We start from the raw sequence: 19147 nt of genomic DNA, 5'->3' as shown, positions 1-19147 counted from the left end.
CTTCACGACGCGACCCCAGCTGACGGGGACGTTCGGGATGGCCGCCTCCACGCATGCCACGGCGACCGCCGTGGCGCAGGCGGTGCTCGAGCGCGGCGGTAACGCGTTCGACGCCGCCTGCGCGGGCGGGTTCGTGCTCCACCTCGTGGAGCCGCACCTCAACGGTCCCGGCGGCGACCTGGTCGGTCTCTTCCAGCCGGCGGATGCCGAGGCCCCCACGGTCCTCATGGGTCAGGGCGCGGCTCCCGCCGGTGCCACGATCGCGCACTTCCAGCGCGAGGGCCTCGATCTCGTCCCGGGAGCCGGTGGCCTCGCCGCAGCGATCCCGGCGGCGGTCGACGCGTGGCTGCTGCTCCTGCGCGACCACGGCACGTGGGCGGTGACCGACGTGCTGTCGTACGCGATCTCGTATGCCGACAACGGGCATCCGCTTCTTCCCGCCGCAGCGGCCACAATCGGCCGCGTCGCCGACCTCTTCCGTGAACACTGGCCGTCGTCCGCGGACGTGTGGCTCCCCGGCGGCGCCGTGCCGCCCGCGGGGGCGCTGCACCGGAACCCCGCGTATGCGAACGTGCTTCGCCGCCTGGCTGCCGTCGCAGACGAGAGCGACGATCGCACCGCCGGCATCGACGCCGCTCGCGGCGAGTGGCGTCGCCTGCTCGCCGACGCCTGCGAGTTCCTCGCCCAGCCGCACCGGCACTCGAGCGGGGCCGACCACGCCGCTGTGATCCGCCCGGAAGATCTGATCGAGGCGCCCGCGTCGTATGAGGAGCCGCTGTCGGCATCGTTCCGCGGGCGCAAGGTGTTCAAGGCGGATGCCTGGTCTCAGGGTCCCGCCTTGCTCGAGGCTCTCCGCATCCTCGACCCCCTCCCGGACGATCACCTCGACCCGTCGACCGCCTGGGGCGCACACACGGTGGTCGAGGTGCTGAAACTCGTCCTCGCCGACCGCGACGCGTACTTCGGTGACGGAGCGGATGCCGCGCCCCTCCTCTCCGACGCGGTCGTGCTTGCACGGCGGGCCGCCATCGGCGAACAGGCGTCGTCGGAGTGGCGACCTGTCCGGCTCTCCGGAGCGGAGCCATGGGTGCCGCCACTCCGTCGCGAGGGCGGCATTGCCGCCGGGACCGGCGAGCCGACGGTCGCCCGCACGGGAGACACCCGCGGTGACACGTGCCACATCGACGTCGTCGACCGGTGGGGGAACATCGTCTCGGTCACACCGTCCGGCGGGTGGCTGCAGTCCTCCCCCGTGATCCCGTCGCTCGGCTTCTGCCTCGGCACGCGTCTGCAGATGTGCTGGCTCGACGACTCGTCACCGGCAGCGCTCCGTCCGGGCCACCGGCCGCGGACCACGCTGTCCCCGACGCTCGTCCACGACGGGAACACCCGCATCGCTCTCGGCACCCCCGGCGGCGACCAGCAGGATCAGTGGCAGTTGCCGATGCTCCTCCGGATGATCGTCGGCGGGTACACCGCGCAGGAGGCCATCGACGCGCCGACCCTCCACACGACGGCGATGGTGGACTCCTTCTGGCCCCGCACCTGGGACCCCACGGGAGTCGTCGTCGAAGCCCGGGTGGGCGAGAGCGTGCTGCGGGGTCTCGCCGAACGCGGCCACCGAGTCACGCGGGTCGGGGACTGGTCGCTCGGCCGCCTCTCGGCGGTCGCCATCGACGGTGACACCGGCATCCTGTGGGGCGCTGCCAACGCGCGCGGCATGCAGGGCTACGCGGCGGGTCGCTGAAGCCGCTCGACCAGCCAGGGCACCGCGGTCGTCGCGGTCGCAGCCCCCACGTCGTCAGCAGGAAGCTTCCGGCCCGCCACCTCGAACGAATGACCGCCGCCGTCGAACCAGACGATCTCAGCGCGCTGACACGAGGCGACCGCCTCGTCGAGGTCGGCGAGCGGCTGCAGGAACGGGTCCTTCGTGCCAGCGAGGAAGAGCTGCGGGGCCCTCACGGCAGGCAAGTGCGCCGTACGGGCGTTGTCCGGCCGCCCCGGCGGATGCAGCGGGTACCCGAGGTACACGAGTGCGTCCGGGGTGATCCGGCCCTCCGCCGCGGCCATCGACGCCATGCGTCCGCCGTAGGACTTGCCCGCCGCCACGAACGGGATGCCGGGTGCCGCCGCGCGGCAGAAGGCCTCGACCGCGGTCAACGTCGCGATCGCGTGAGCGGCGGGCCCCGGCATCCGTCGGCCGGAGTGCCGGTAGGGGAAGTCGAATCGCACCGTCGTGAAACCCGCAGTCGCCCAGGCCTGAGCAGCCCCAACGAGGAAGGGATGCTCGTGCCCGGCCCCCGCACCGTGCGCCAACGCGATCACGCCGATCGGGTGGTCCGCCTCGTCGATCCAGGCGCCGAGCTCTACCCCGCCCGAGGGCAGGGCGACAGGGATCATCGCGGAGAGTCGGGGGTGGGCGGTGCCGCGGGGGCGTCGCCGTCCTGCGGCTGCGTGAGAGGCGGGGTGACGGGCGGCGCGGGCGCTGGATCCACCCGCTCGCCGTAGCGGGGCGGAGCGCTGGGGTCGACGCGCTCTCCCGCCGCAGGCGTCGGGGCGGGATCCACGCGCTCGCCGGACGGCGGAACGGGACCACCGGGATCGACCCGTTCTCCGTAGCGGGGCGGGGCGGTCAGATCCGTCGGGGGCACGGTCGGCGCGGCCGGGGCGCTCGCGGCTCCCAGGAGCTCCTTCGCCCGGCCGATGCTCCGCGGCAGGACCGTCACGTCGTAGTGGTCGGCGATGACCTGCGTCACCGAGGTGAAGTCGCGGCGTCGACGAAGGATCGAGTAGCTGATGATGCTCAGGAGCATGCCGAGGGCGATGCCGACCAGCATGACGCCGACGAAGAGCTGAAGGACCGCACCCGGGCTTCCCAGCACGAAGATCGCCGCGAACAGGAGTCCGAGCAGAACGCCGTTGATCGCGCCCGAACGGGCGGCAGTCGCGTACCCGAGCCGTCCGGTGACGCGTTCGACGGAGCGCAACCCGCGCCCGACGATGGCGATGTCCTGCGCGGGGACGTCGGAGGCGATCAACGTCGACACGGCCTTCTGCGCCGCTTCGTACGCCGTGTACTCCGCAACCGTCGCGCCGTGTTCTTTCGGGGCTCCGCCCATCATGCTCATGGCTTCAGTCTCGCACGCGGGCCTTTGCGTCTGCGCAGGAACGGGAAGGGATACGCCGACTACGCTGGTCAGGTGAGTACGCAGCGGGTGTTCGTCGCGCGCCTGACCGGGTGCGCCGTCTTCGACCCGTCAGGCGACCGCCTGGGGCGGGTCCGCGACGTGGTCGTCATCTATCGGAAGGACGATCCTCCGCGGGTCGTGGGCCTCGTGGTCGAGATCCCCGGCAGACGCAACGTCTTCCTCTCCATCGGTCGGGTCACCTCCATCGCGAGCGGGCAGGTCATCACGACCGGCCTCATCAACGTCCGCCGCTTCGAGCAGCGCGGCGGTGAAGTCCGCGTCATGACCGAACTCATCGGGCGACGCGTGCATCTCCGCGACGGGTCGGGATCGGCTGTCATCGAAGACGTCGCGATCGAGCGCGACCGTCTCGGCGAGTGGCACGTCGGCCAATTGTTCCTTCGTCGGCCGAAGACGAGCGCCTCGCCCTTCGCCAAGGGCCCGACGACCTTCGCCCAGTGGAACGACGTCCGTGACGAGCAGGTGGCCGGGCAGACCCAGTCCGCCGAACAGCTGGTCGCGTCGTACTCCGAGCTCAAGCCGGCAGACCTCGCCAACACCCTCCTCGACCTTCCCGAGGAGCGTCTGCTCGAGGTCGCGGAAGAGCTTCCGGACGCCCGGCTCGCCGATGCGCTCGAGGAGATGCCCGAAGACGACCAGGTCCACATCCTCGAGGCACTGGGTGATGAGCGCGCCGCCGACGTCCTCGACGCGATGGAACCGGATGACGCGGCCGACGTGCTCGGGCAGCTGTCCGACGTCCGGGCCGGCCAGCTCCTCGACCTCATGGAGCCCGAGGAGGCCGAGGACGTCCGCGCCCTTCTCGAGCACGGTCCCGACACGGCCGGTGGCCTCATGACCAGCGAGCCGATCGTGCTGTCCGCCGACGCGACGGTGGCCGAAGCGCTCGCGCTCATCCGACGACACGAACTCCACCCCGCGCTCGCTGCGGCGGTGTTCGTCACCCTCCCGCCGTACGAGACGCCCACCGGCCGTCTCCTGGGCGTCGTCCACTTCCAGCGGATGCTCCGCTACCCGCCCCAGGAGCGACTCGGCGCCATCATCGACGACACCGTGGAGCCCGTGACCGTGTCGGCCAGCGCGGCCGAGGTCGCCCGCCTCCTCGCGAGCTACAACCTCGTCTCGCTCCCCGTCGTCGACCAGGCGCGCCACCTCGTCGGAACGGTAACCGTCGACGACGTCATCGACTACCTGCTTCCCGATGACTGGCGCTCGCAGGATGCGCCGCGAGCGGTCTCGGGAGGTCGCCGATGATGGCACGCGCGCCCAAGTCCGGCTTCGAGGCACCCCGCGGACGACGCGCGACGGTGCTGAGCCGCACGCCGCAGCCGTCACGCGACCGGTTCGGACGGTTCACCGAGTGGATCGCGCGCGCGATGGGCACGCCCACGTTCCTCCTGATCCTGACGCTGTTCTGCGTCGCCTGGATCCTCTGGAACACGGTCGGCCCCGACAATCTCCGCTTCGACGACGCGGCGCTCGGCTTCACTGCGCTCACCCTCATGCTGTCGCTCCAGGCATCGTACGCGGCTCCCCTCATCCTTCTCGCGCAGAACCGTCAGGACGACCGTGACCGCGTGCAGATCGAACAGGACCGCCAACGCGCGGAGCGCAACCTCGCCGACACCGAGTACCTCGCGCGCGAGGTGGTGGCGCTTCGCATGGCCCTGACCGATATGCAGGACGAGGTCCTCAGCCGCGATGTGCTCCGACAGGAGCTCAAGACGCTGCTGGAACGGCTCGACGAGCGCGATCAGGATCGTCACGGCGACGACGCTCCGACCTCGTGAGCGTGCACGCGGAAGAGGTCCGGCGCGCCGTGTCGGCCGTCATCGACCCCGAGCTCCGGCGGCCGATCGGTGAGCTCGACATGGTGCGAGACATCAGTGTCGAGGGCACCGTGGCCCACGTCGGAATCGCGCTGACGATCGTCGGATGCCCCGCCGCCGACCGCATCGAGCGCGAGGTGCGGGAAGCCGCGGCAGCCGTCGCCGGCATCGCAGAGGTGTCGGTGGACGTCGGCGTCATGACCCCCGCCGAGCGCTCGGCCCTCGTCGAGCGGATCCGAGGTGTGAAGCGAATGGCGTTCACGGCGGACTCGCTGACCCGGGTCATCGCCGTCACGAGCGGGAAAGGCGGTGTCGGGAAGTCGACGGTGACCGCCAACCTCGCTGTCGCCCTCGCCGCGCGCGGGCTCGCGGTCGGTCTCATCGACGCCGACGTCCACGGGTTCTCGATCCCGGGACTTCTGGGTCTCGTCGGCGATGACGGTCGCCCCCCGCAGCCGACGCGCCTCGACGACCTCATGCTCCCTCCCGTCGCATACGGCGTGAAGACGATCTCGATCGGCATGTTCCTCCCGCCGGATGCCTCTCCTGCCGTCGCGTGGCGCGGCCCTATGCTGCACCGGACCGTGCAGCAGTTCCTCACCGACGTGCACTTCGGTGACCTGGACGTCCTCCTGATCGACATGCCTCCCGGCACCGGGGACGTCGCGATCTCGGTGGGACAACTCCTCCCTCACGCGGAGGTCCTCGTGGTGACGACGCCGCAGGCGGCGGCGGCGGATGTGGCCGTCCGCAGCGGCGTGGTCGCACGGCAGACCGGCCAGTCGCTCCTCGGCGTCATCGAGAACATGGCCGCCTTCACACTGCCCGACGGCACCGTCGTCGATCTGTTCGGCGAGGGTGGCGGAGCGGCCGTGGCCGCCGCGCTCTCCACCGACGACGACACGGTGCCCCTGCTGGGTTCCGTCGCTCTCAGCCCGGCGCTCCGCCAGGGCGGCGACGTCGGCGTCCCCGTCGTGGTCGGCTCCCCCGGCGACGTCGCGGCTCAGGCGATCTCGTCGATCGCCGACGCGATCACGACGACGCGACGTTCCCTCGCGGGGCGCTCACTGCCCGTCTCACGGACCTGACGCCCGTCGGACGACCGAGGTCGGCGAATCAGGTCGCCTCGGAGTCGAAGGGCACCGTCAGAGCGTCCTCCGAGGCCTCGTCCGCAGCCGTGGTGACAGTTGCGGGTGACTCGGCGACGGCGACGGCGGTCGGAGCGCCCGCCGACACCGGCTTCACCGGAGCCTCGTCGATCAGCGCCTCGCGGATGATGCGACGAGGGTCGTACTGACGCGGATCGAGCTTTCGCCACTCGATGTCGTCGAAGTCGTCGCCCATCTCCTCTTTGACGCGGGTGCGGGCCCCATCGAGCCACTCGCGCACTCGTCGAGTCAGCCGAGCGAGAGACGCCGCGTAACCGGGCAGTCGCTCGGGTCCCAGCAGCAGGGCGGCGATGAGCCCGATGAGGAGGATCTTCTCCAGATCGAGCCCGAATGACATGGTTCCCAGGTTACCCGTGCGCCTGGGGGTTGCGGAGCGTCGACCCGCCTAGGCTGAGGCGTGGAGGTTCACCACATGGGAGATCACGAGGCGGTTCGCAGGTTCGCTGCCGAGGCGACGGTCGAGACCGACGCCATCGCGCGGGCGCGCGCACACGCCCTCGAGATCGGCGCCAACCCGATCAGCCCTGAAGTCGGTGCGCAGTGCGCGGTGATCGCTGCGGCGGGCCGAGCGCTGAACATCGTCGAGATCGGCACGGGCGGCGGCGTCTCGGGTCTGTGGCTGTTGCACGGTTCGCCGCGCGCCACGCTGACCACCATCGACAAAGAGCCCGAGCACCTCGCCGTTGCGCGGAAGGCGTTCACGGATGCCCGTGTTCCCGCTGCTCGCGTACGTTTCATCACAGGTCGCGCCGCCGACGTCCTGCCGCGGATGAACGAGGCGTCCTACGACATCGTCCTCATCGACGCCGACCCCGAAGGCGTCATCGAATACGTCGAGCATGGGCTCCGACTCGCGCGGGCCGGCGGGACCGTCCTCGTACCGCGCGTCCTCGCCGGCGGCGCCGTCGCCGATCCGGTCAAGCGCGGCCCGATCGAAAGCGCCTATCGCTCCCTGATCCAGGAGACGCAGACATCCCCTGCTGTCCTCGGCGCCCTGTCGATCGTCGGTGAAGGCCTTCTTCAGCTGACGACGGTCGCCGACGCCGGCTGAGCACTCGAACACAGAAAGGCCGGTCCCGTGGGGACCGGCCTTTCGCATCGAGCCGAGGTCAGGCGGCGCCGACGACCCCGCTGAGAACGCTGTGGAGTTCCTTCGCCTCGTCGTCGTTCACCGACACGACAAGTCGACCGCCCCCCTCGAGCGGAACACGAACGATGATCAGGCGGCCCTCCTTGACGGCCTCCATAGGTCCGTCTCCAGTGCGCGGCTTCATGGCTGCCATTGTGGGGCTCCTTTTCGTCTTCGGCCTACCTCATTAGTCTACCCAATGGGGTGAACGCCTTCGGCGCGCGCGGCTCTCAGGAGACGCTTATCGTCACGGAATCCGGTAGAACGTGTCCCCCAGCGCCAGCATCTCGTGGATCCACACCCACTGTCCGGCGAGGCAGATCACGAGTACGCCGATCCGCCACCACCGAGAACGCGGCACGGCGACGGCCGCAGCGACGGGGCTCAACGGGAGGAGAAGTCGGAAGGTGCTCGACTGCGGGAAGAAGACCGCCAACAGGTACACGAGGTAGCTGGCGCCCCACAGGCGGATCTCCGGCCCCAGCCGACGGACCTGTGACGAGCGGATCAGCACGGCAGCCGCCCCGACGACGAGGATCACGAGCGCGATCGGTCCCCAGATCGGCGGAAGACCCCAGATCCCGAACCAGACCCGCGCCGCCGTCACGAAGCCGGCGAAGGGGACGAACTGCTCTTCAGAACCGACCCAGTCGCGACGCCATGCCAGTTCGGTCTCGAGGTAGGCCGACGGGTCACCCGTCGCCAGCCCCGCGATGACCTGCCACGCGAACCCGACGATCGTCGCCAGCGCGCCGAGGGCGATGATGTGAGCGATGTGCGAGCCGGGGAGCGGATCATCTCGCCGCCGGATCCATCGATGGATGCCGTACAGCCCGAGGAGCAGGGCGAAGGCGAGGACGCCGGGACGGGTGAACCCCAGGAGTACGACGAGCGGGTACATCCACACGAATCGTCTCCGCAGCAGCGCCCAGAGCGCCAAGAACAGCCACAGCAGCCCGAGTGGCTCCGCGTACCCCATCTGGAACATCGCGGCCAACGGCCCGTTCGCGAAGAAGACGACGGCCCACAGCGCCGCGGTGTCGCCGAGGCGATCTCGCAGCAGTAGGAAGAAGACCACGGATGCCGCGTACCCGGCGACGGCTGCCAGCACGATCGCCCCGGCGGGGTACCCGCCGAGCACAGTGCCGAGCGCCCGGGCCGTCCAGGGGAAGAGCGGCAGGAACGCCCACGCGTTCTGGGTGACCCGGCCGGTGTCGTCGACCGGCAACTGCGACGGATACCCCTGGTCGGCGATGACCCAGTACCACTGGGCGTCCCAGCCCATGGCCAGGGAGGAGATCGTCGCGTCAGGCCCGAACCGCGAGTGGGTTCCGGACAGCTCGGCTGCGATCCAGAAGAAGACGGTGGTGACGAGGCGAGCCGAGAAGTAGACGGCGGCGACAGTGCCGGCGACGGAGGCTGCGGTCCTCAGTCGCCGCTCAGCCATGACCGCAGGCCCCGTTCCACGTCCTCGATCTGCGCGAGCAGAACGCGCTCCTCGTCGTGGTGGGCGAGGTGCGGGTCGCCGGGACCGTAGTTGACGGCGGGCACGCCCATCGCGGAGAAGCGCGCGACGTCCGTCCAGCCGTATTTGGGCTTCGGCTCCGCACCGACGGCGGCCACGAACTCCTGCGCCAACGGGGCGTCGAGCCCAGGGCGGGCGCCCTCGGAGAGATCGACGACCTCGACCTCGAAGCCGGCGAGCACGTCGCGCACGTGCGCCTCGGCGGCCGCGGCATCCTTGCTCGGCGCGAAGCGGTAGTTGACTTCGACCTCGCACGCGTCGGGGATGACGTTGCCTGCGATACCGCCGCTGATCCGGACGGCGTTCAGTCCCTCACGGTAGACGAGCCCGTCGACCTCGACCTCGCGCGGACGGTACTCGGCGAGGCGCGCGAGGATCGGCGCCGCCTTGTGGATGGCGTTCTCACCGATCCACGCCCGTGCGCTGTGGGCGCGGACACCCGACGTGCGCACGACAGCGCGGAGGTTGCCGTTACAGCCCCCCTCGACCTGCCCGTTCGACGGCTCTCCGAGGATCGCGAAGTCGGCTTCGAAGAGATCGGGCCGAGATGCCGCGAGCCGGGTCAACCCATTGAGCTCTGCAGCGACCTCCTCGTGGTCGTACCACATCCACGTGATGTCGACGCGAGGATCCGTCAGCTCCGCCGCGAGCTTCAGCTGGACGGCGACGCCCGCCTTCATGTCGACGGTGCCCCGCCCCCACAGGTAGGCCGCGCCGTCGACGTCGATGTCACGCGTGGGGACGTTGTCGTTGATGGGTACCGTGTCGATGTGGCCTGCGATGGCGACGCGCTGGGCCCGCCCGAGTGAGGTGCGCGCGACGATCGTGTCGCCGTCGCGGTAGACGTCGAGATGAGGGAGCGCGGACACCGCTTCGAAGATCGCGTCGGCGAGGACGGTCTCGTCGTCCGACACACTCGGAATGTCGCAGATGGTGCGCGTCAGGTCGACGGCGCTGGAGCGGAGGTCGAGCCGGGGCATGACGTCGAGTCTAACGACGGCCCGATAGCCTGGAACCATGAGTGACGCACGGTGGGTCTGGGGCATCGGTCTGGCAACGACGAGCGCGGACGGAACCGTGCTCGACACCTGGTACCCGTCGCCCGCCCTCGGTCGCGCACCGGCCGACGCCGACACCTCCGAGCTCGCCGCGTTCGCCGGTCCGGACGAGCGTCGCGCCGTCACCGTCGAGGTCGTGGTCGTCGAGATCGATCTGGATGCCCCTCCGACCGGGACGTCCGACGCCTATCTGCGCCTGCATGCTCTGTCGCACTGCCTCGTCGCCCCCAACGAGCTCGACCTCACCGGTATCTTCGGCCACCTGCCGAACGTCGCGTGGACGAGTGCGGGCCCGGTGCACCCCGACGATGTGACCCGGATCCGCCCGGGCCTGCAGCGCGCCGGCATCCAGGTGAACGGCCTCGACAAGTTCCCGCGCCTCACCGACTACGTCGTGCCGCCGGGAGTGCGCATCGCCGACGCTTCGCGCGTGCGCCTGGGCGCCCACCTCGCGCCCGGGACCACCGTGATGCACGAAGGCTTCGTGAACTTCAACGCCGGCACGCTCGGCGCATCCATGGTGGAAGGGCGCATCTCGCAGGGCGTCGTCGTCGGCGACGGCAGCGATGTGGGCGGCGGTGCCTCGATCATGGGCACCCTCTCCGGGGGCGGGAACCACCGCGTGTCGATCGGCCGACGCACGCTCCTCGGCGCGAACGCGGGCATCGGGATCTCGCTCGGCGACGACTGCATCGTCGAAGCAGGTCTCTACGTCACTGCCGGCACGAAGATCGTCCTCGCCGGCGAACCCGTGCGCCACGACGGCACGCGGCCCACGGCGAAGGGCGCCGAGCTCTCCGGCCGGGACGGCATTCTGTTCCGGCGGAACTCCCTCTCCGGAGCTGTGGAAGCGGTGCGGCGCGAAGGCGTCGGCGTCACGTTGAACGCCGACCTGCACGCCTGAGGTTCAGCCCTTCAGGATCGCCGCACGCGCATCCCGGTGCTCATCGTCACTGATGACGCCGCGGGTGCGGAGATCGTCGAGCTCGGCGAGTCGCTGCTCGATGGAACGTGGGCCTTGCGCAGCGTTAGCCGAGGACGAGAGCACATGGCTCCGGCGGAAGAACTCGGTGACACCGCCGGGACCGAAAATGCCCACACCTGCGGCTGACGTCGAACCCGTCATGCCCGCTCTGAGACTCATGGGCTCACCCTCGCGGGCGAGCCCCTCAGCCTCAGTGCGCCGTCGGGTAGTCGCGCTCGCCGGCGCCGGTGTACAACTGCTGCGGACGCCCGATCTTGGTCTGCGGGTCGTTCTGCATCTCGCGCCAGTGCGCCAGCCAGCCCGGCAGGCGTCCGATCGCGAACAGGGGCGTGAACATCCGGGTCGGAAAGCCCATCGCCTTGTAGATGACGCCGGTGTAGAAGTCGACGTTGGGGTACAGACGCCGTTCCTTGAAATAATCGTCGCTGAGGGCGATCTCTTCGAGCTCGTTCGCGAGGGCCAGCAGCGGATCCTCGACGCCCAGTTCGCGGAGCACCTCGTCAGCGGACTCCTTCACGAGCTTCGCGCGCGGGTCGTAGTTCTTGTAGACGCGGTGCCCGAAGCCCATGAGCTTGACACCGTCTTCCTTGTTCTTGACCCGCTCGACGAAGCGCTGGACGCTCTCGCCGGAGTCGCGAATGCGACCGAGCATGTCGAGGACTGCCTCGTTGGCGCCACCGTGAAGCGGCCCGTAGAGCGCGTTGATTCCAGCGGAGATGGACGAGAACTGGTTCGCGCCCGTCGATCCGACGAGGCGCACCGTCGAGGTCGACGCGTTCTGCTCGTGGTCCGCGTGCAGGATGAGCAGGCGCTCGAGCGCGCGCGACATCACGGGGTTGATCTCGTACGGCTCCGCGTTGTTGCCGAAGTTCAGCTTGAGGAAGTTGTCGACGAAGCTCAGCGAGTTGTCCGGGTAGAGGAACGCGTGCCCGATGCTCTTCTTGTGCGCGTACGCCGCGATGACAGGAAGCTTCGCGAGCATCCGGATCGTGTTGAGCTCGACGTGCTCGGGGTTGTGCGGGTCGCTCTGGCCCTCGTAGTAGGTCGAGAGCGCAGCGGTCGCAGCGGAGAGCACCGACATCGGGTGCGCCGTGTGCGGAAGCGCGGAGAAGAAGTGCTTGAGATCTTCGTGGAGGAGCGTGTGGCGACGGATCTTCTCGTCCCACCCCGCGAGCTCGTCGGCCGTCGGCAGCTCTCCGTAGAGCAGGAGCCAGGCGACCTCGAGGTACGTGCTGTGCTGTGCGAGCTGCTCGATCGGGTAGCCGCGGTAGCGCAGGATGCCCTGATCACCGTCGATGTAGGTGATGGACGACTTCGTGGACGCCGTGTTGACGAACCCGTAGTCGAGCGAGGTGTGACCCGTCTGCTTCGTGAAGGAGGAGAAGTCGACGCTCGGCACCCCTTCACTTCCCGAGATGAGCGGGAGTTCTGCCGTCGTGTCACCGATGGTCACGGTAGCGATCTGAGGGGTGTCCGCGTTGGTCACGAAGCCTCCTTGCGGTCGTCGGAGCGGTTTTTACAGCCTACTGGGGAGATGGCGCGTCTCCTGACGCGCCCAACGGATCTCGCGATCCATGGGAGGAATCCTACGAATCAGCTACGACGAGACGGATGCCCTCAGTCGGCGTGCGGCCTCCGCGATGCGCTCGTCGGTCGCCGTGAGCGAGAAGCGCACGTGCTGCGGGAAATGAGTCCCGTAGAAGTGTCCGGGTCCGGCCAGGATGCCGAGTTCGGAGAGGCGTCCCAGCGAGTCCCACGCCTCCTCCCCCGCGGTCGCCCACAGGTACAGCCCGGCTTCACTCCGGTCTATGCGGAAGCCGGCAGCTTCCACCGCGGGCTTCAGGGTGTTCCGGCGGGACCGGTACAGCTCGCGCTGATGCTCGACGTGCGCATCGTCGCCGAGAGCGGCGATCATGGCAGCCTGCACGGGACCGGGGACCATGAGCCCGAGATGCTTGCGTGCGGTGACGAGGCGTTCGACGAGCGCAGGATCGCCCGCGAGGAAGGCCGCCCGATAGCCGGCGAGGTTCGACTGCTTGCTCAGGGAGTAGACGGACACAACCCCGGCGACGTCACCGTCCGTCACGCTCGGATCGAGGATGCTGGGCACGGCGGCATCCGCCCACGGCCCGTCCCAGCCGAGTTCGGCGTAGCACTCGTCGGAGGCCAGCACCGCTCCGAGCTCGCGGGCCCGCTCGACGGCGCGGCGGAGGTCGGTGACTCCCAGAACACCGCCATCGGGATTTCCGGGCGTGTTGAGCCAGACGAGGCGCGTGCCGACAGGCCACTCGTCAGGATCGTCGGAGGCGAGCGGAGCAGCTCCGACGAGACGCGCACCGACCTCGTACGAGGGATAGGCGGCACGAGGATGGACGACCGTGTCGTCGGGACCGAGGCCCAGGAGCAGCGGGAGAAGTGCGACGAGTTCTTTCGACCCCACGGTCGGCACGACATGGGACGGAGTCAGCCCCGTCACGCCGCGGCGCCGGGCGTACCAGGCCACGATGGCCTCACGCAGGGCCGGCGTCCCGACCGTCTGCGGGTACGCATGTGCGTCGGTGGCCCGGCGCAGGGCGTCGGCGACGACGTCGGGGGTCGGGTCGACGGGCGAGCCGATCGAGAGGTCGACGATGCCGCCGGGATGCTGTCGCGCACGCTCCGCGTACGGAGCGACGGCGTCCCACGGGTAGTCAGCGAGGTCGCGGACGCTCATGAGACGGTCAGTGGGCCTGCGGAGGAAGACCCGCGATCACGGGGTGGTCCTTCGCGATGACGCCGACCTTGGCGGCGCCGCCGGGAGAGCCGAGGTCCTCGAAGAACTCGACGTTCGCCGTGTAGTAGTCCTGCCACTCGGCGGGGAGGTCGTCTTCGTAGTAGATGGCCTCGACAGGGCACACCGGCTCGCAGGCGCCGCAGTCGACGCACTCATCGGGGTGGATGTAGAGCGACCGCTCGCCTTCGTATATGCAGTCGACAGGACACTCGTCGATGCAGGCTCGATCCTTGACATCCACGCACGGGAGGGCGATCACATACGTCACGGAATGAGTCTAGTTCGTGGATCGGAGGCGGGACGCCGACGGCCACGCCACGACGAGGGCCGCGACCAGGGGGACCACGAACGTCCAGATGAGACCCGGGGTGATGACCGCGCCCACCGGCGGCGCAGGAACCACGACGGAGCCGCCGGGCCCTTCGTTCGCGAAGACGAGAGTGGCGAGCAGGGCGCCGAGACCGCACGCGAGGGCGGAGGCCCGCTCCCCCGTGAGGATGCGGACGGCGATCAGCAGCGCGAGGAAGCCGATCGAGGCGACGAGGAGCCCCACGGGAAGGACGCCCCAGACCGCGGATTGACCGATCGTGCCGGCCACTCCGTAGACGACGCCGATGATGGCGGCGAGCACCCACGTGGCGATGCGGGCGAGGAGGACGTTCACCTCCACAGTCTAGGCGCGCGTTCCCGAGAGGATCATGCCGCCCACCCCCAGAGGCGGAGGAGAGCCGCGACGGCGGCCGCGGCCGCCACGACGACGAGGAAAGGGGCGCGGATCGCCAGGAGACCGCCGGCCACCAGAAGTGCCGGGACTCTCGCGTCCACGACGATCGCCTGCCCGACTCCGAGGGTCTGCACGACGACCAGAGCGGCCAGAAGAGCGACGGTCAGCAGGTCGATCGTGCGCGACGACCGGGGCGTTTCGAACCACGCCGGCGGGACGAGGTAACCCACCGTCTTGAGCGCCACGCAGACGATCGAGGCGACGAGCACCGCATGCCACAGAGTCATGACGTCACCTCCGCCGTCGAAGAACGGCCCGCGAACCAGTTCGTCCATCCCACGACCACGGCGACGAGAGCCGCGACGAGGACCGGGAGCCCTGGCATGAGAGCGGGAGTGAGGACTGCGGCGACGACCGCGGCAGCCGCGGCCACCGCAACCGCCTGACGCCGCTTCAGGCGAGGCCACAGCAATGCGAGGAACGCCGCTGCGGCCGCGGCATCCAACCCGTAAGTCTTCACATCGCCGAGGACATCGCCGAGGAGGGCGCCAGCCAGGGTCGTCAGGTTCCAGCCGACGTAGATGCCGATGCCGGTCACCCAGAAGCCGACGCGGCGGGCATCGGCATCCGTCTGAGCGAGAGCGACCGCGGTCGACTCATCGATCGTGAAGTGGGATGCCGCGGCTCGCCGCCAGAAGCCGACGCCCACCACGGGCGACATCCTGAGGCCGTAGGCGACGTTCCGGATACCGAGGAGACCCGCCGACGCGATCGCCGCGCCGAGCACTCCCCCGCCGCCGATGACACCGACGAAAGCGAACTGCGATCCGCCGGTGAACATCAGCAGGCTGAGCACGCAGGTCTGCCAGACGTCGAGCCCGGACGCCACAGATAACGCGCCGAAGGAGACGCCGTAGGCGCTGGTCGCAACGACGACGCCGACCGCGTCGCGCCATGCGCGCCGGGTCGGCGTCTCGTCACCCGTCATTGGGGTGTCACCGCGGGATCAGGAGTTGGCGTCTTGGCGCTTCAGACGCGCGGTCGCACGCGCGCGGTCCGTTGCAGCCAGGCTCACCTTGCGGATGCGGACGACCTCGGGCGTGACCTCGACGCATTCGTCGTCACGCGCGAACTCGAGGCTCTCCTCGAGCGTGAGAAGACGGGGCGGCGTCATCGACTCGAACGAGTCGGAGCTGGCCGCTCGCATGTTCGTCAGCTTCTTCTCACGCGTGATGTTCACGTCCATGTCGTCGGCACGCGAGTTCTCGCCGACGACCATGCCTTCGTAGACCTCCTGCGTCGGCTGGACGAAGAACGACATGCGCTCCTGGAGGCCGATGATCGCGAAGGGGGTCACGACGCCGGAGCGGTCGGCGACGATGGAGCCGTTCTGGCGCGTCGAGATGTGGCCGGCCCACGGCTCGTAGCCGTGCGAGATCGCGTTCGCGATGCCTGTGCCACGGGTCGTGGTGAGGAACTCGGTACGGAAGCCGATGAGACCGCGCGAGGGGACGATGAACTCCATGCGGACCCAGCCGGTGCCGTGGTTCGTCATGTTGTCCATGCGGCCCTTGCGGGCGGCGAGGAGCTGCGTGATCGCTCCGAGGTACTCTTCGGGCGCATCAATCGTCAGGTGCTCGAAGGGCTCGTGGGTCTTGCCGTCGACCTGCTTGGTGACGACCTGCGGCTTGCCGACTGTCAGCTCGAAGCCTTCGCGACGCATGTTCTCGACGAGGATCGCCAGAGCGAGCTCGCCACGGCCCTGAACTTCCCAGGCGTCCGGACGACCGATGTCGACGACGCGGATCGAGACGTTACCGATGAGCTCGCGGTCGAGGCGGTCCTTGACCATGCGCGCCGTCAGCTTGTGACCCTTGACCTTGCCCATGAGGGGCGAGGTGTTCGTGCCGATCGTCATCGAGATCGCGGGATCGTCGACGTGGATCTGCGGCAGCGGGCGGACGTCCTCGGGGTCGGCGATGGTCTCGCCGATCGTGATGTCCTCGAAGCCGGCGATGGCGACGATGTCGCCGGGGCCGGCCGACTCGGCCGGGTAGCGCTCGAGGGCGCGGGTCTTCAGGAGCTCCGTGATGCGAGCGTTGCTGGTGGTGCCGTCGGCACGCACCCAGGCAACGGTCTGACCCTTCTTCAGGGTGCCGTTGAAGACACGCAGGAGTGCGAGACGCCCGAGGAACGGCGAGGAGTCGAGGTTCGTGACCCAGGCCTGGAGAGGCGCCTCGTCGTCGTAGGCCGGAGCGGGGACGTGCTCGAGGATCGCACCGAAGAGCGGCTCGAGGTCGTCGTTGTCGGGAAGCGATCCGTTGTCGGGACGGTTCCGCGATGCGGCGCCGGCGCGGCCCGAGGCGTAGACGACGGGAACGTCGAGCAGGGCGTCGACGTCGAGGTCGGGCACGTCGTCCTGGAGGTCGGACGCGAGACCGAGCAGCAGGTCGTGGGCTTCTTCCTCGACCTCGGCGATGCGGGCGTCGGGTCGGTCGGTCTTGTTGACCAGGAGGATGACGGGGAGCTTCGCCTCGAGCGCCTTGCGGAGAACGAACCGCGTCTGCGGGAGCGGGCCCTCACTGGCGTCGACGAGAAGAACGACACCGTCGACCATCGACAGACCGCGCTCGACCTCGCCGCCGAAGTCGGCGTGGCCGGGGGTGTCGATGACGTTGATCGTCACGGGCTCCTCGGAGTGGAGGCCCTTGTAGGTGATCGTCGTGTTCTTCGCGAGGATCGTGATGCCCTTTTCGCGCTCGAGGTCGTTCGAGTCCATGGCGCGTTCTTCCATGTGCTCGTGCGAGCCGAACGAGCCGGTCTGGCGGAGCATGGCGTCGACGAGCGTCGTCTTGCCGTGGTCGACGTGCGCGACGATCGCGACGTTGCGGAGGTCAGGACGGAGGGCGTGCGCCATGAAGGGGATTCCTTGCAGAGAGGGTGTCGCCGGGATGCCGGCAGTCCACTTTACCGCAGCCTGCTGAACGCCGACGGGGCGAGGACCTTTCGGTCCCCGCCCCGCCGGTGCTGTGTGTGCGGACTGCTTACTCGGCAGCCCAGCCGACGATCGTCCAGTCGATGGTCTCGAACTGGGTGGCACCCCAGTTGACGAGACCTTCCTTGACGGCGTAAACGTTCGGAAGCGGCGCGATCGGGAACATCGGCATGTAGTCCCAGATCACATCGTTGATCTTCTTCGCGATCTCGATGCGCGCCGCGGGGTCGAGCTCGGAGTTGGCCTGGTCGTACAGGTCGCCGAGCTTGTCATCCGTCGTGCCCGTGAAGTTCGACTCGGAGTCGAGCGGGTAGTACAGCGCCTCCGACGAAGAGATCGGGAACGGCGTGCCGACCCACGAGAACGACACCATCTCGAAGTTGCCCGGGATGACGTAGTCGCTGAAGTAGGTCGCAGCGGGAACGGTCTCGAGCTTGACCGGGATGCCGAACGCGTTGAGGTCCGCCTGGACCTGCTCGGAGCGCTGGATGTTCGTCGCCGTGTCGGCGGGAACCGTGACGCTGAGCGTGAGCGCCTTGCCGTCCTTGGTCCAGCTCTCGCCCTCGCTGCCCTCGTATCCGGCTTCCTTGAGGTACTCCGCCGCCTTCTTCGTGTCGGTCTTGGGAGCCTTGTCCTCGTAGCCGTTCTGACCCGGCATGAAGATGTAATCTCCCTGCGTGATCGGAGGGGCGTCGACGGGCGTGTTCGCCGAGGCGGCGATCTGCTCGCGGCTCACGATCGACTCGACGGCCTTACGGACGTTGACGTCGGAGAGCGGGCCCTCCTTCGCGTTCATCGTGACGTGAGTCCAGGTCGTGCCACCCGACGTCTCGATCTTGGCGTCGGAGCGCGTCTTGGCCGTCTGGTACAGGTCGGCGTTGGCCGAGATGTACAGAGCGTCGAGCTCCGAGTTGGCGAACGAGGCACCCTGCTGGTCCTGGCTGACCGCGCGGTACAGGACGGTCTCGAGCTTCGGGGTCGCTCCCCACCACTGCGGGTTGCGCTCGAGGGTGACGACCTGACCGGTCGAGTCGATCTTCGAGATCTTGAACGGACCAGCCGACGGGACCGCCTTCGTGCGGTAGCCGTCGTTGTACGCCTTGGGGTCGCTCGAGATGGATGCCGGAAGCAGCCCGCCCGTGAACAACGCCTGCCAGTCGGCGTAGATCTTCGAGAACGTGATCTTGACGTCGTACTCGTCGGCGCCCTGCTCGACCGAGGAGATGTCCTCCCAGCCGGCGGTGGACGCCGGGGTGAACGCCTCGTTGGAGCCGTTCTGCGCCTTCCAGTACGCGATGTAGTCGGCGGCCGTGATCGGCGTGCCGTCTTCCCACTTGGCGTCCGGGTTCAGCTTGATCTCGACGATCTGCGGGTCGTCGCTGGTGATCTCGGCCGAGGAGGCGTAGTTCTCGTCGACGACCGGAGTGCCGTCTTCCTTGATCTTGAAAGGTCCGCCGGTGGTGCCCGAGACGATGCTCACCGTGTCGGACTCGTTGCCGTCGACCTGGTTGATGTTGAACTGCACGGGCAGCGATCCGACCGCGAGGGTCAGCGTGCCGCCGTCCTTGACCTTGGCCGCATCGGCCCGGGTCCATGCCGTGGCAGGGAGTTCCGGAGCCGCAGACGCACTCTGGGTGGGCGCACCGGTGTTGCCGGCAGCACAACCAGAGATCACGAGTGCGGCGACGCCGAGCAGCGCCAAAGACCCGAACGGCTTTGCACCTCGAATCTTCATGTGATTGTTCCTCTCG

21 protein-coding genes are annotated in these 19147 nt (G+C 69.0%); 6 read left to right on the top strand and 15 right to left on the bottom strand.

Translation table 11 applies throughout. The annotated features are described in order from the left end of the window. Nucleotides 1-37: 37 nt before the first annotated feature. Nucleotides 38-1747, top strand: a complete 1710-nt coding sequence (locus MO1_RS10850; protein ID WP_082724411.1) for a gamma-glutamyltransferase family protein — start codon at nt 38-40, stop codon at nt 1745-1747. Here the strand turns inward: MO1_RS10850 and MO1_RS10845 are convergent. Both MO1_RS10845 and MO1_RS10840 read right to left on the bottom strand, forming a co-directional pair. Then, nucleotides 1729-2400 carry an alpha/beta hydrolase family protein gene (locus MO1_RS10845; RefSeq protein ID WP_060916033.1) on the bottom strand — a complete coding sequence of 224 codons (672 nt, stop codon included), beginning with the start codon at nt 2398-2400 and terminating at the stop codon, nt 1729-1731. The two genes, MO1_RS10850 and MO1_RS10845, sit on opposite strands and share 19 nt — an antisense overlap. Further along, nucleotides 2397-3128 (bottom strand): YflT domain-containing protein, encoded by a 732-nt coding sequence (locus MO1_RS10840; protein WP_060916032.1) that lies wholly within the window; start codon nt 3126-3128, stop codon nt 2397-2399. Before MO1_RS10840 ends, MO1_RS10845 begins: the two co-directional genes overlap by 4 nt. A gap of 72 nt (nt 3129-3200) precedes the next feature. Between MO1_RS10840 and MO1_RS10835 the strand changes: the two genes are divergently transcribed. From MO1_RS10835 to MO1_RS10825, 3 genes are read left to right on the top strand one after another with little or no spacing between them, the layout of a single operon-like run. Continuing rightward, entirely contained in the window at nt 3201-4463 is a 1263-nt protein-coding gene (locus MO1_RS10835; RefSeq protein ID WP_036312397.1) for a magnesium transporter MgtE N-terminal domain-containing protein, read from the top strand. Beyond that, complete coding sequence (locus MO1_RS10830) at nt 4463-4999, top strand: DUF1003 domain-containing protein (protein WP_060916031.1); 537 nt, start codon at nt 4463-4465, stop codon at nt 4997-4999. Before MO1_RS10835 ends, MO1_RS10830 begins: the two co-directional genes overlap by 1 nt. After that, nucleotides 4996-6126 (top strand): P-loop NTPase, encoded by a 1131-nt coding sequence (locus MO1_RS10825; RefSeq protein ID WP_060916030.1) that lies wholly within the window; start codon nt 4996-4998, stop codon nt 6124-6126. Before MO1_RS10830 ends, MO1_RS10825 begins: the two co-directional genes overlap by 4 nt. 28 nt (nt 6127-6154) lie before the next feature. Here MO1_RS10825 and MO1_RS10820 read toward each other — a convergent pair whose 3' ends face one another. Next, nucleotides 6155-6544: a twin-arginine translocase TatA/TatE family subunit gene (locus tag MO1_RS10820; protein ID WP_060916029.1), complete on the bottom strand. Its 390-nt coding sequence runs from the start codon at nt 6542-6544 to the stop codon at nt 6155-6157. 75 nt (nt 6545-6619) lie between these two features. Between MO1_RS10820 and MO1_RS10815 the strand changes: the two genes are divergently transcribed. Continuing rightward, on the top strand, nt 6620-7258 hold the full coding sequence (locus tag MO1_RS10815) for an O-methyltransferase (RefSeq protein WP_036312389.1): 639 nt from the start codon (nt 6620-6622) through the stop codon (nt 7256-7258). A 58-nt stretch (nt 7259-7316) separates the two neighbouring features. Here MO1_RS10815 and MO1_RS14510 read toward each other — a convergent pair whose 3' ends face one another. The 3 genes from MO1_RS14510 to dapE form a co-directional block, all read right to left on the bottom strand. Continuing rightward, nucleotides 7317-7490: a DUF3117 domain-containing protein gene (locus tag MO1_RS14510; protein ID WP_064506455.1), complete on the bottom strand. Its 174-nt coding sequence runs from the start codon at nt 7488-7490 to the stop codon at nt 7317-7319. 93 nt (nt 7491-7583) lie between these two features. Continuing rightward, a complete protein-coding gene (locus MO1_RS10810; protein ID WP_060916054.1) occupies nt 7584-8783 on the bottom strand; it encodes a hypothetical protein in 1200 nt (399 codons plus the stop codon). Continuing rightward, complete coding sequence (gene dapE, locus MO1_RS10805) at nt 8765-9841, bottom strand: succinyl-diaminopimelate desuccinylase (protein WP_060916028.1); 1077 nt, start codon at nt 9839-9841, stop codon at nt 8765-8767. Before dapE ends, MO1_RS10810 begins: the two co-directional genes overlap by 19 nt. A gap of 37 nt (nt 9842-9878) precedes the next feature. On the opposite strand from dapE, the gene dapD reads away from it, so the two are divergent. Then, nucleotides 9879-10823, top strand: coding sequence for a 2,3,4,5-tetrahydropyridine-2,6-dicarboxylate N-succinyltransferase (dapD, locus tag MO1_RS10800; RefSeq protein ID WP_036312386.1), 945 nt, complete (start codon nt 9879-9881; stop codon nt 10821-10823). Nucleotides 10824-10826: 3 nt separating this feature from the next. Here dapD and MO1_RS14805 read toward each other — a convergent pair whose 3' ends face one another. The 9 genes from MO1_RS14805 to MO1_RS10755 form a co-directional block, all read right to left on the bottom strand. Then, on the bottom strand, nt 10827-11063 hold the full coding sequence (locus tag MO1_RS14805) for an SHOCT domain-containing protein (protein WP_174520580.1): 237 nt from the start codon (nt 11061-11063) through the stop codon (nt 10827-10829). 31 nt (nt 11064-11094) lie between these two features. Further along, on the bottom strand, nt 11095-12390 hold the full coding sequence (locus MO1_RS10790) for a citrate synthase (RefSeq protein WP_076707650.1): 1296 nt from the start codon (nt 12388-12390) through the stop codon (nt 11095-11097). Between the two features lie 111 nt (nt 12391-12501). Continuing rightward, complete coding sequence (dapC, locus tag MO1_RS10785) at nt 12502-13617, bottom strand: succinyldiaminopimelate transaminase (protein ID WP_060916026.1); 1116 nt, start codon at nt 13615-13617, stop codon at nt 12502-12504. Nucleotides 13618-13624: 7 nt separating this feature from the next. Then, nucleotides 13625-13945 carry a ferredoxin gene (gene fdxA / locus MO1_RS10780; protein WP_018188277.1) on the bottom strand — a complete coding sequence of 107 codons (321 nt, stop codon included), beginning with the start codon at nt 13943-13945 and terminating at the stop codon, nt 13625-13627. 9 nt (nt 13946-13954) lie between these two features. Then, a complete protein-coding gene (locus MO1_RS10775; RefSeq protein ID WP_036312498.1) occupies nt 13955-14341 on the bottom strand; it encodes a hypothetical protein in 387 nt (128 codons plus the stop codon). 32 nt (nt 14342-14373) lie between these two features. Next, entirely contained in the window at nt 14374-14688 is a 315-nt protein-coding gene (locus MO1_RS10770) for an AzlD domain-containing protein (RefSeq protein WP_036312382.1), read from the bottom strand. Beyond that, complete coding sequence (locus MO1_RS10765) at nt 14685-15389, bottom strand: AzlC family ABC transporter permease (RefSeq protein WP_060916025.1); 705 nt, start codon at nt 15387-15389, stop codon at nt 14685-14687. Before MO1_RS10765 ends, MO1_RS10770 begins: the two co-directional genes overlap by 4 nt. 18 nt (nt 15390-15407) lie before the next feature. Further along, nucleotides 15408-17318, bottom strand: a complete 1911-nt coding sequence (gene typA / locus MO1_RS10760) for a translational GTPase TypA (RefSeq protein WP_036312378.1) — start codon at nt 17316-17318, stop codon at nt 15408-15410. Between the two features lie 127 nt (nt 17319-17445). Then, nucleotides 17446-19131, bottom strand: a complete 1686-nt coding sequence (locus MO1_RS10755) for an ABC transporter family substrate-binding protein (protein ID WP_217995488.1) — start codon at nt 19129-19131, stop codon at nt 17446-17448. Nucleotides 19132-19147 lie beyond the last annotated feature (16 nt).

It is taken from the genome of Microbacterium oleivorans NBRC 103075 (genome assembly GCF_001552475.1).
In the GTDB taxonomy this organism is placed as follows: domain Bacteria; phylum Actinomycetota; class Actinomycetes; order Actinomycetales; family Microbacteriaceae; genus Microbacterium; species Microbacterium oleivorans.
Note: the sequence above shows the minus strand (reverse complement) of the source record. Positions and strands in the feature narration are given on the sequence as shown.

Excerpts from the sequence above, each read along its gene's own strand:
- dapE (WP_060916028.1), bottom strand. The coding sequence starts at position 9,841 with ATGCCCCGGCTCGACCTCCGCTCCAGCGCCGTCGACCTGACGCGCACC.
- MO1_RS10820 (WP_060916029.1), bottom strand. The coding sequence starts at position 6,544 with ATGTCATTCGGGCTCGATCTGGAGAAGATCCTCCTCATCGGGCTCATC.
- MO1_RS14510 (WP_064506455.1), bottom strand. The coding sequence starts at position 7,490 with ATGGCAGCCATGAAGCCGCGCACTGGAGACGGACCTATGGAGGCCGTC.
- MO1_RS10830 (WP_060916031.1), top strand. The coding sequence starts at position 4,463 with ATGGCACGCGCGCCCAAGTCCGGCTTCGAGGCACCCCGCGGACGACGC.
- MO1_RS10755 (WP_217995488.1), bottom strand. The coding sequence starts at position 19,131 with ATGAAGATTCGAGGTGCAAAGCCGTTCGGGTCTTTGGCGCTGCTCGGC.
- dapC (WP_060916026.1), bottom strand. The coding sequence starts at position 13,617 with ATGAGCGTCCGCGACCTCGCTGACTACCCGTGGGACGCCGTCGCTCCG.
- MO1_RS10765 (WP_060916025.1), bottom strand. The coding sequence starts at position 15,389 with ATGACGGGTGACGAGACGCCGACCCGGCGCGCATGGCGCGACGCGGTC.
- MO1_RS10770 (WP_036312382.1), bottom strand. The coding sequence starts at position 14,688 with ATGACTCTGTGGCATGCGGTGCTCGTCGCCTCGATCGTCTGCGTGGCG.
- MO1_RS10815 (WP_036312389.1), top strand. The coding sequence starts at position 6,620 with ATGGGAGATCACGAGGCGGTTCGCAGGTTCGCTGCCGAGGCGACGGTC.
- MO1_RS10810 (WP_060916054.1), bottom strand. The coding sequence starts at position 8,783 with ATGGCTGAGCGGCGACTGAGGACCGCAGCCTCCGTCGCCGGCACTGTC.
- MO1_RS10840 (WP_060916032.1), bottom strand. The coding sequence starts at position 3,128 with ATGAGCATGATGGGCGGAGCCCCGAAAGAACACGGCGCGACGGTTGCG.
- typA (WP_036312378.1), bottom strand. The coding sequence starts at position 17,318 with ATGGCGCACGCCCTCCGTCCTGACCTCCGCAACGTCGCGATCGTCGCG.
- MO1_RS14805 (WP_174520580.1), bottom strand. The coding sequence starts at position 11,063 with ATGAGTCTCAGAGCGGGCATGACGGGTTCGACGTCAGCCGCAGGTGTG.
- dapD (WP_036312386.1), top strand. The coding sequence starts at position 9,879 with ATGAGTGACGCACGGTGGGTCTGGGGCATCGGTCTGGCAACGACGAGC.
- MO1_RS10850 (WP_082724411.1), top strand. The coding sequence starts at position 38 with ATGGCCGCCTCCACGCATGCCACGGCGACCGCCGTGGCGCAGGCGGTG.
- MO1_RS10845 (WP_060916033.1), bottom strand. The coding sequence starts at position 2,400 with ATGATCCCTGTCGCCCTGCCCTCGGGCGGGGTAGAGCTCGGCGCCTGG.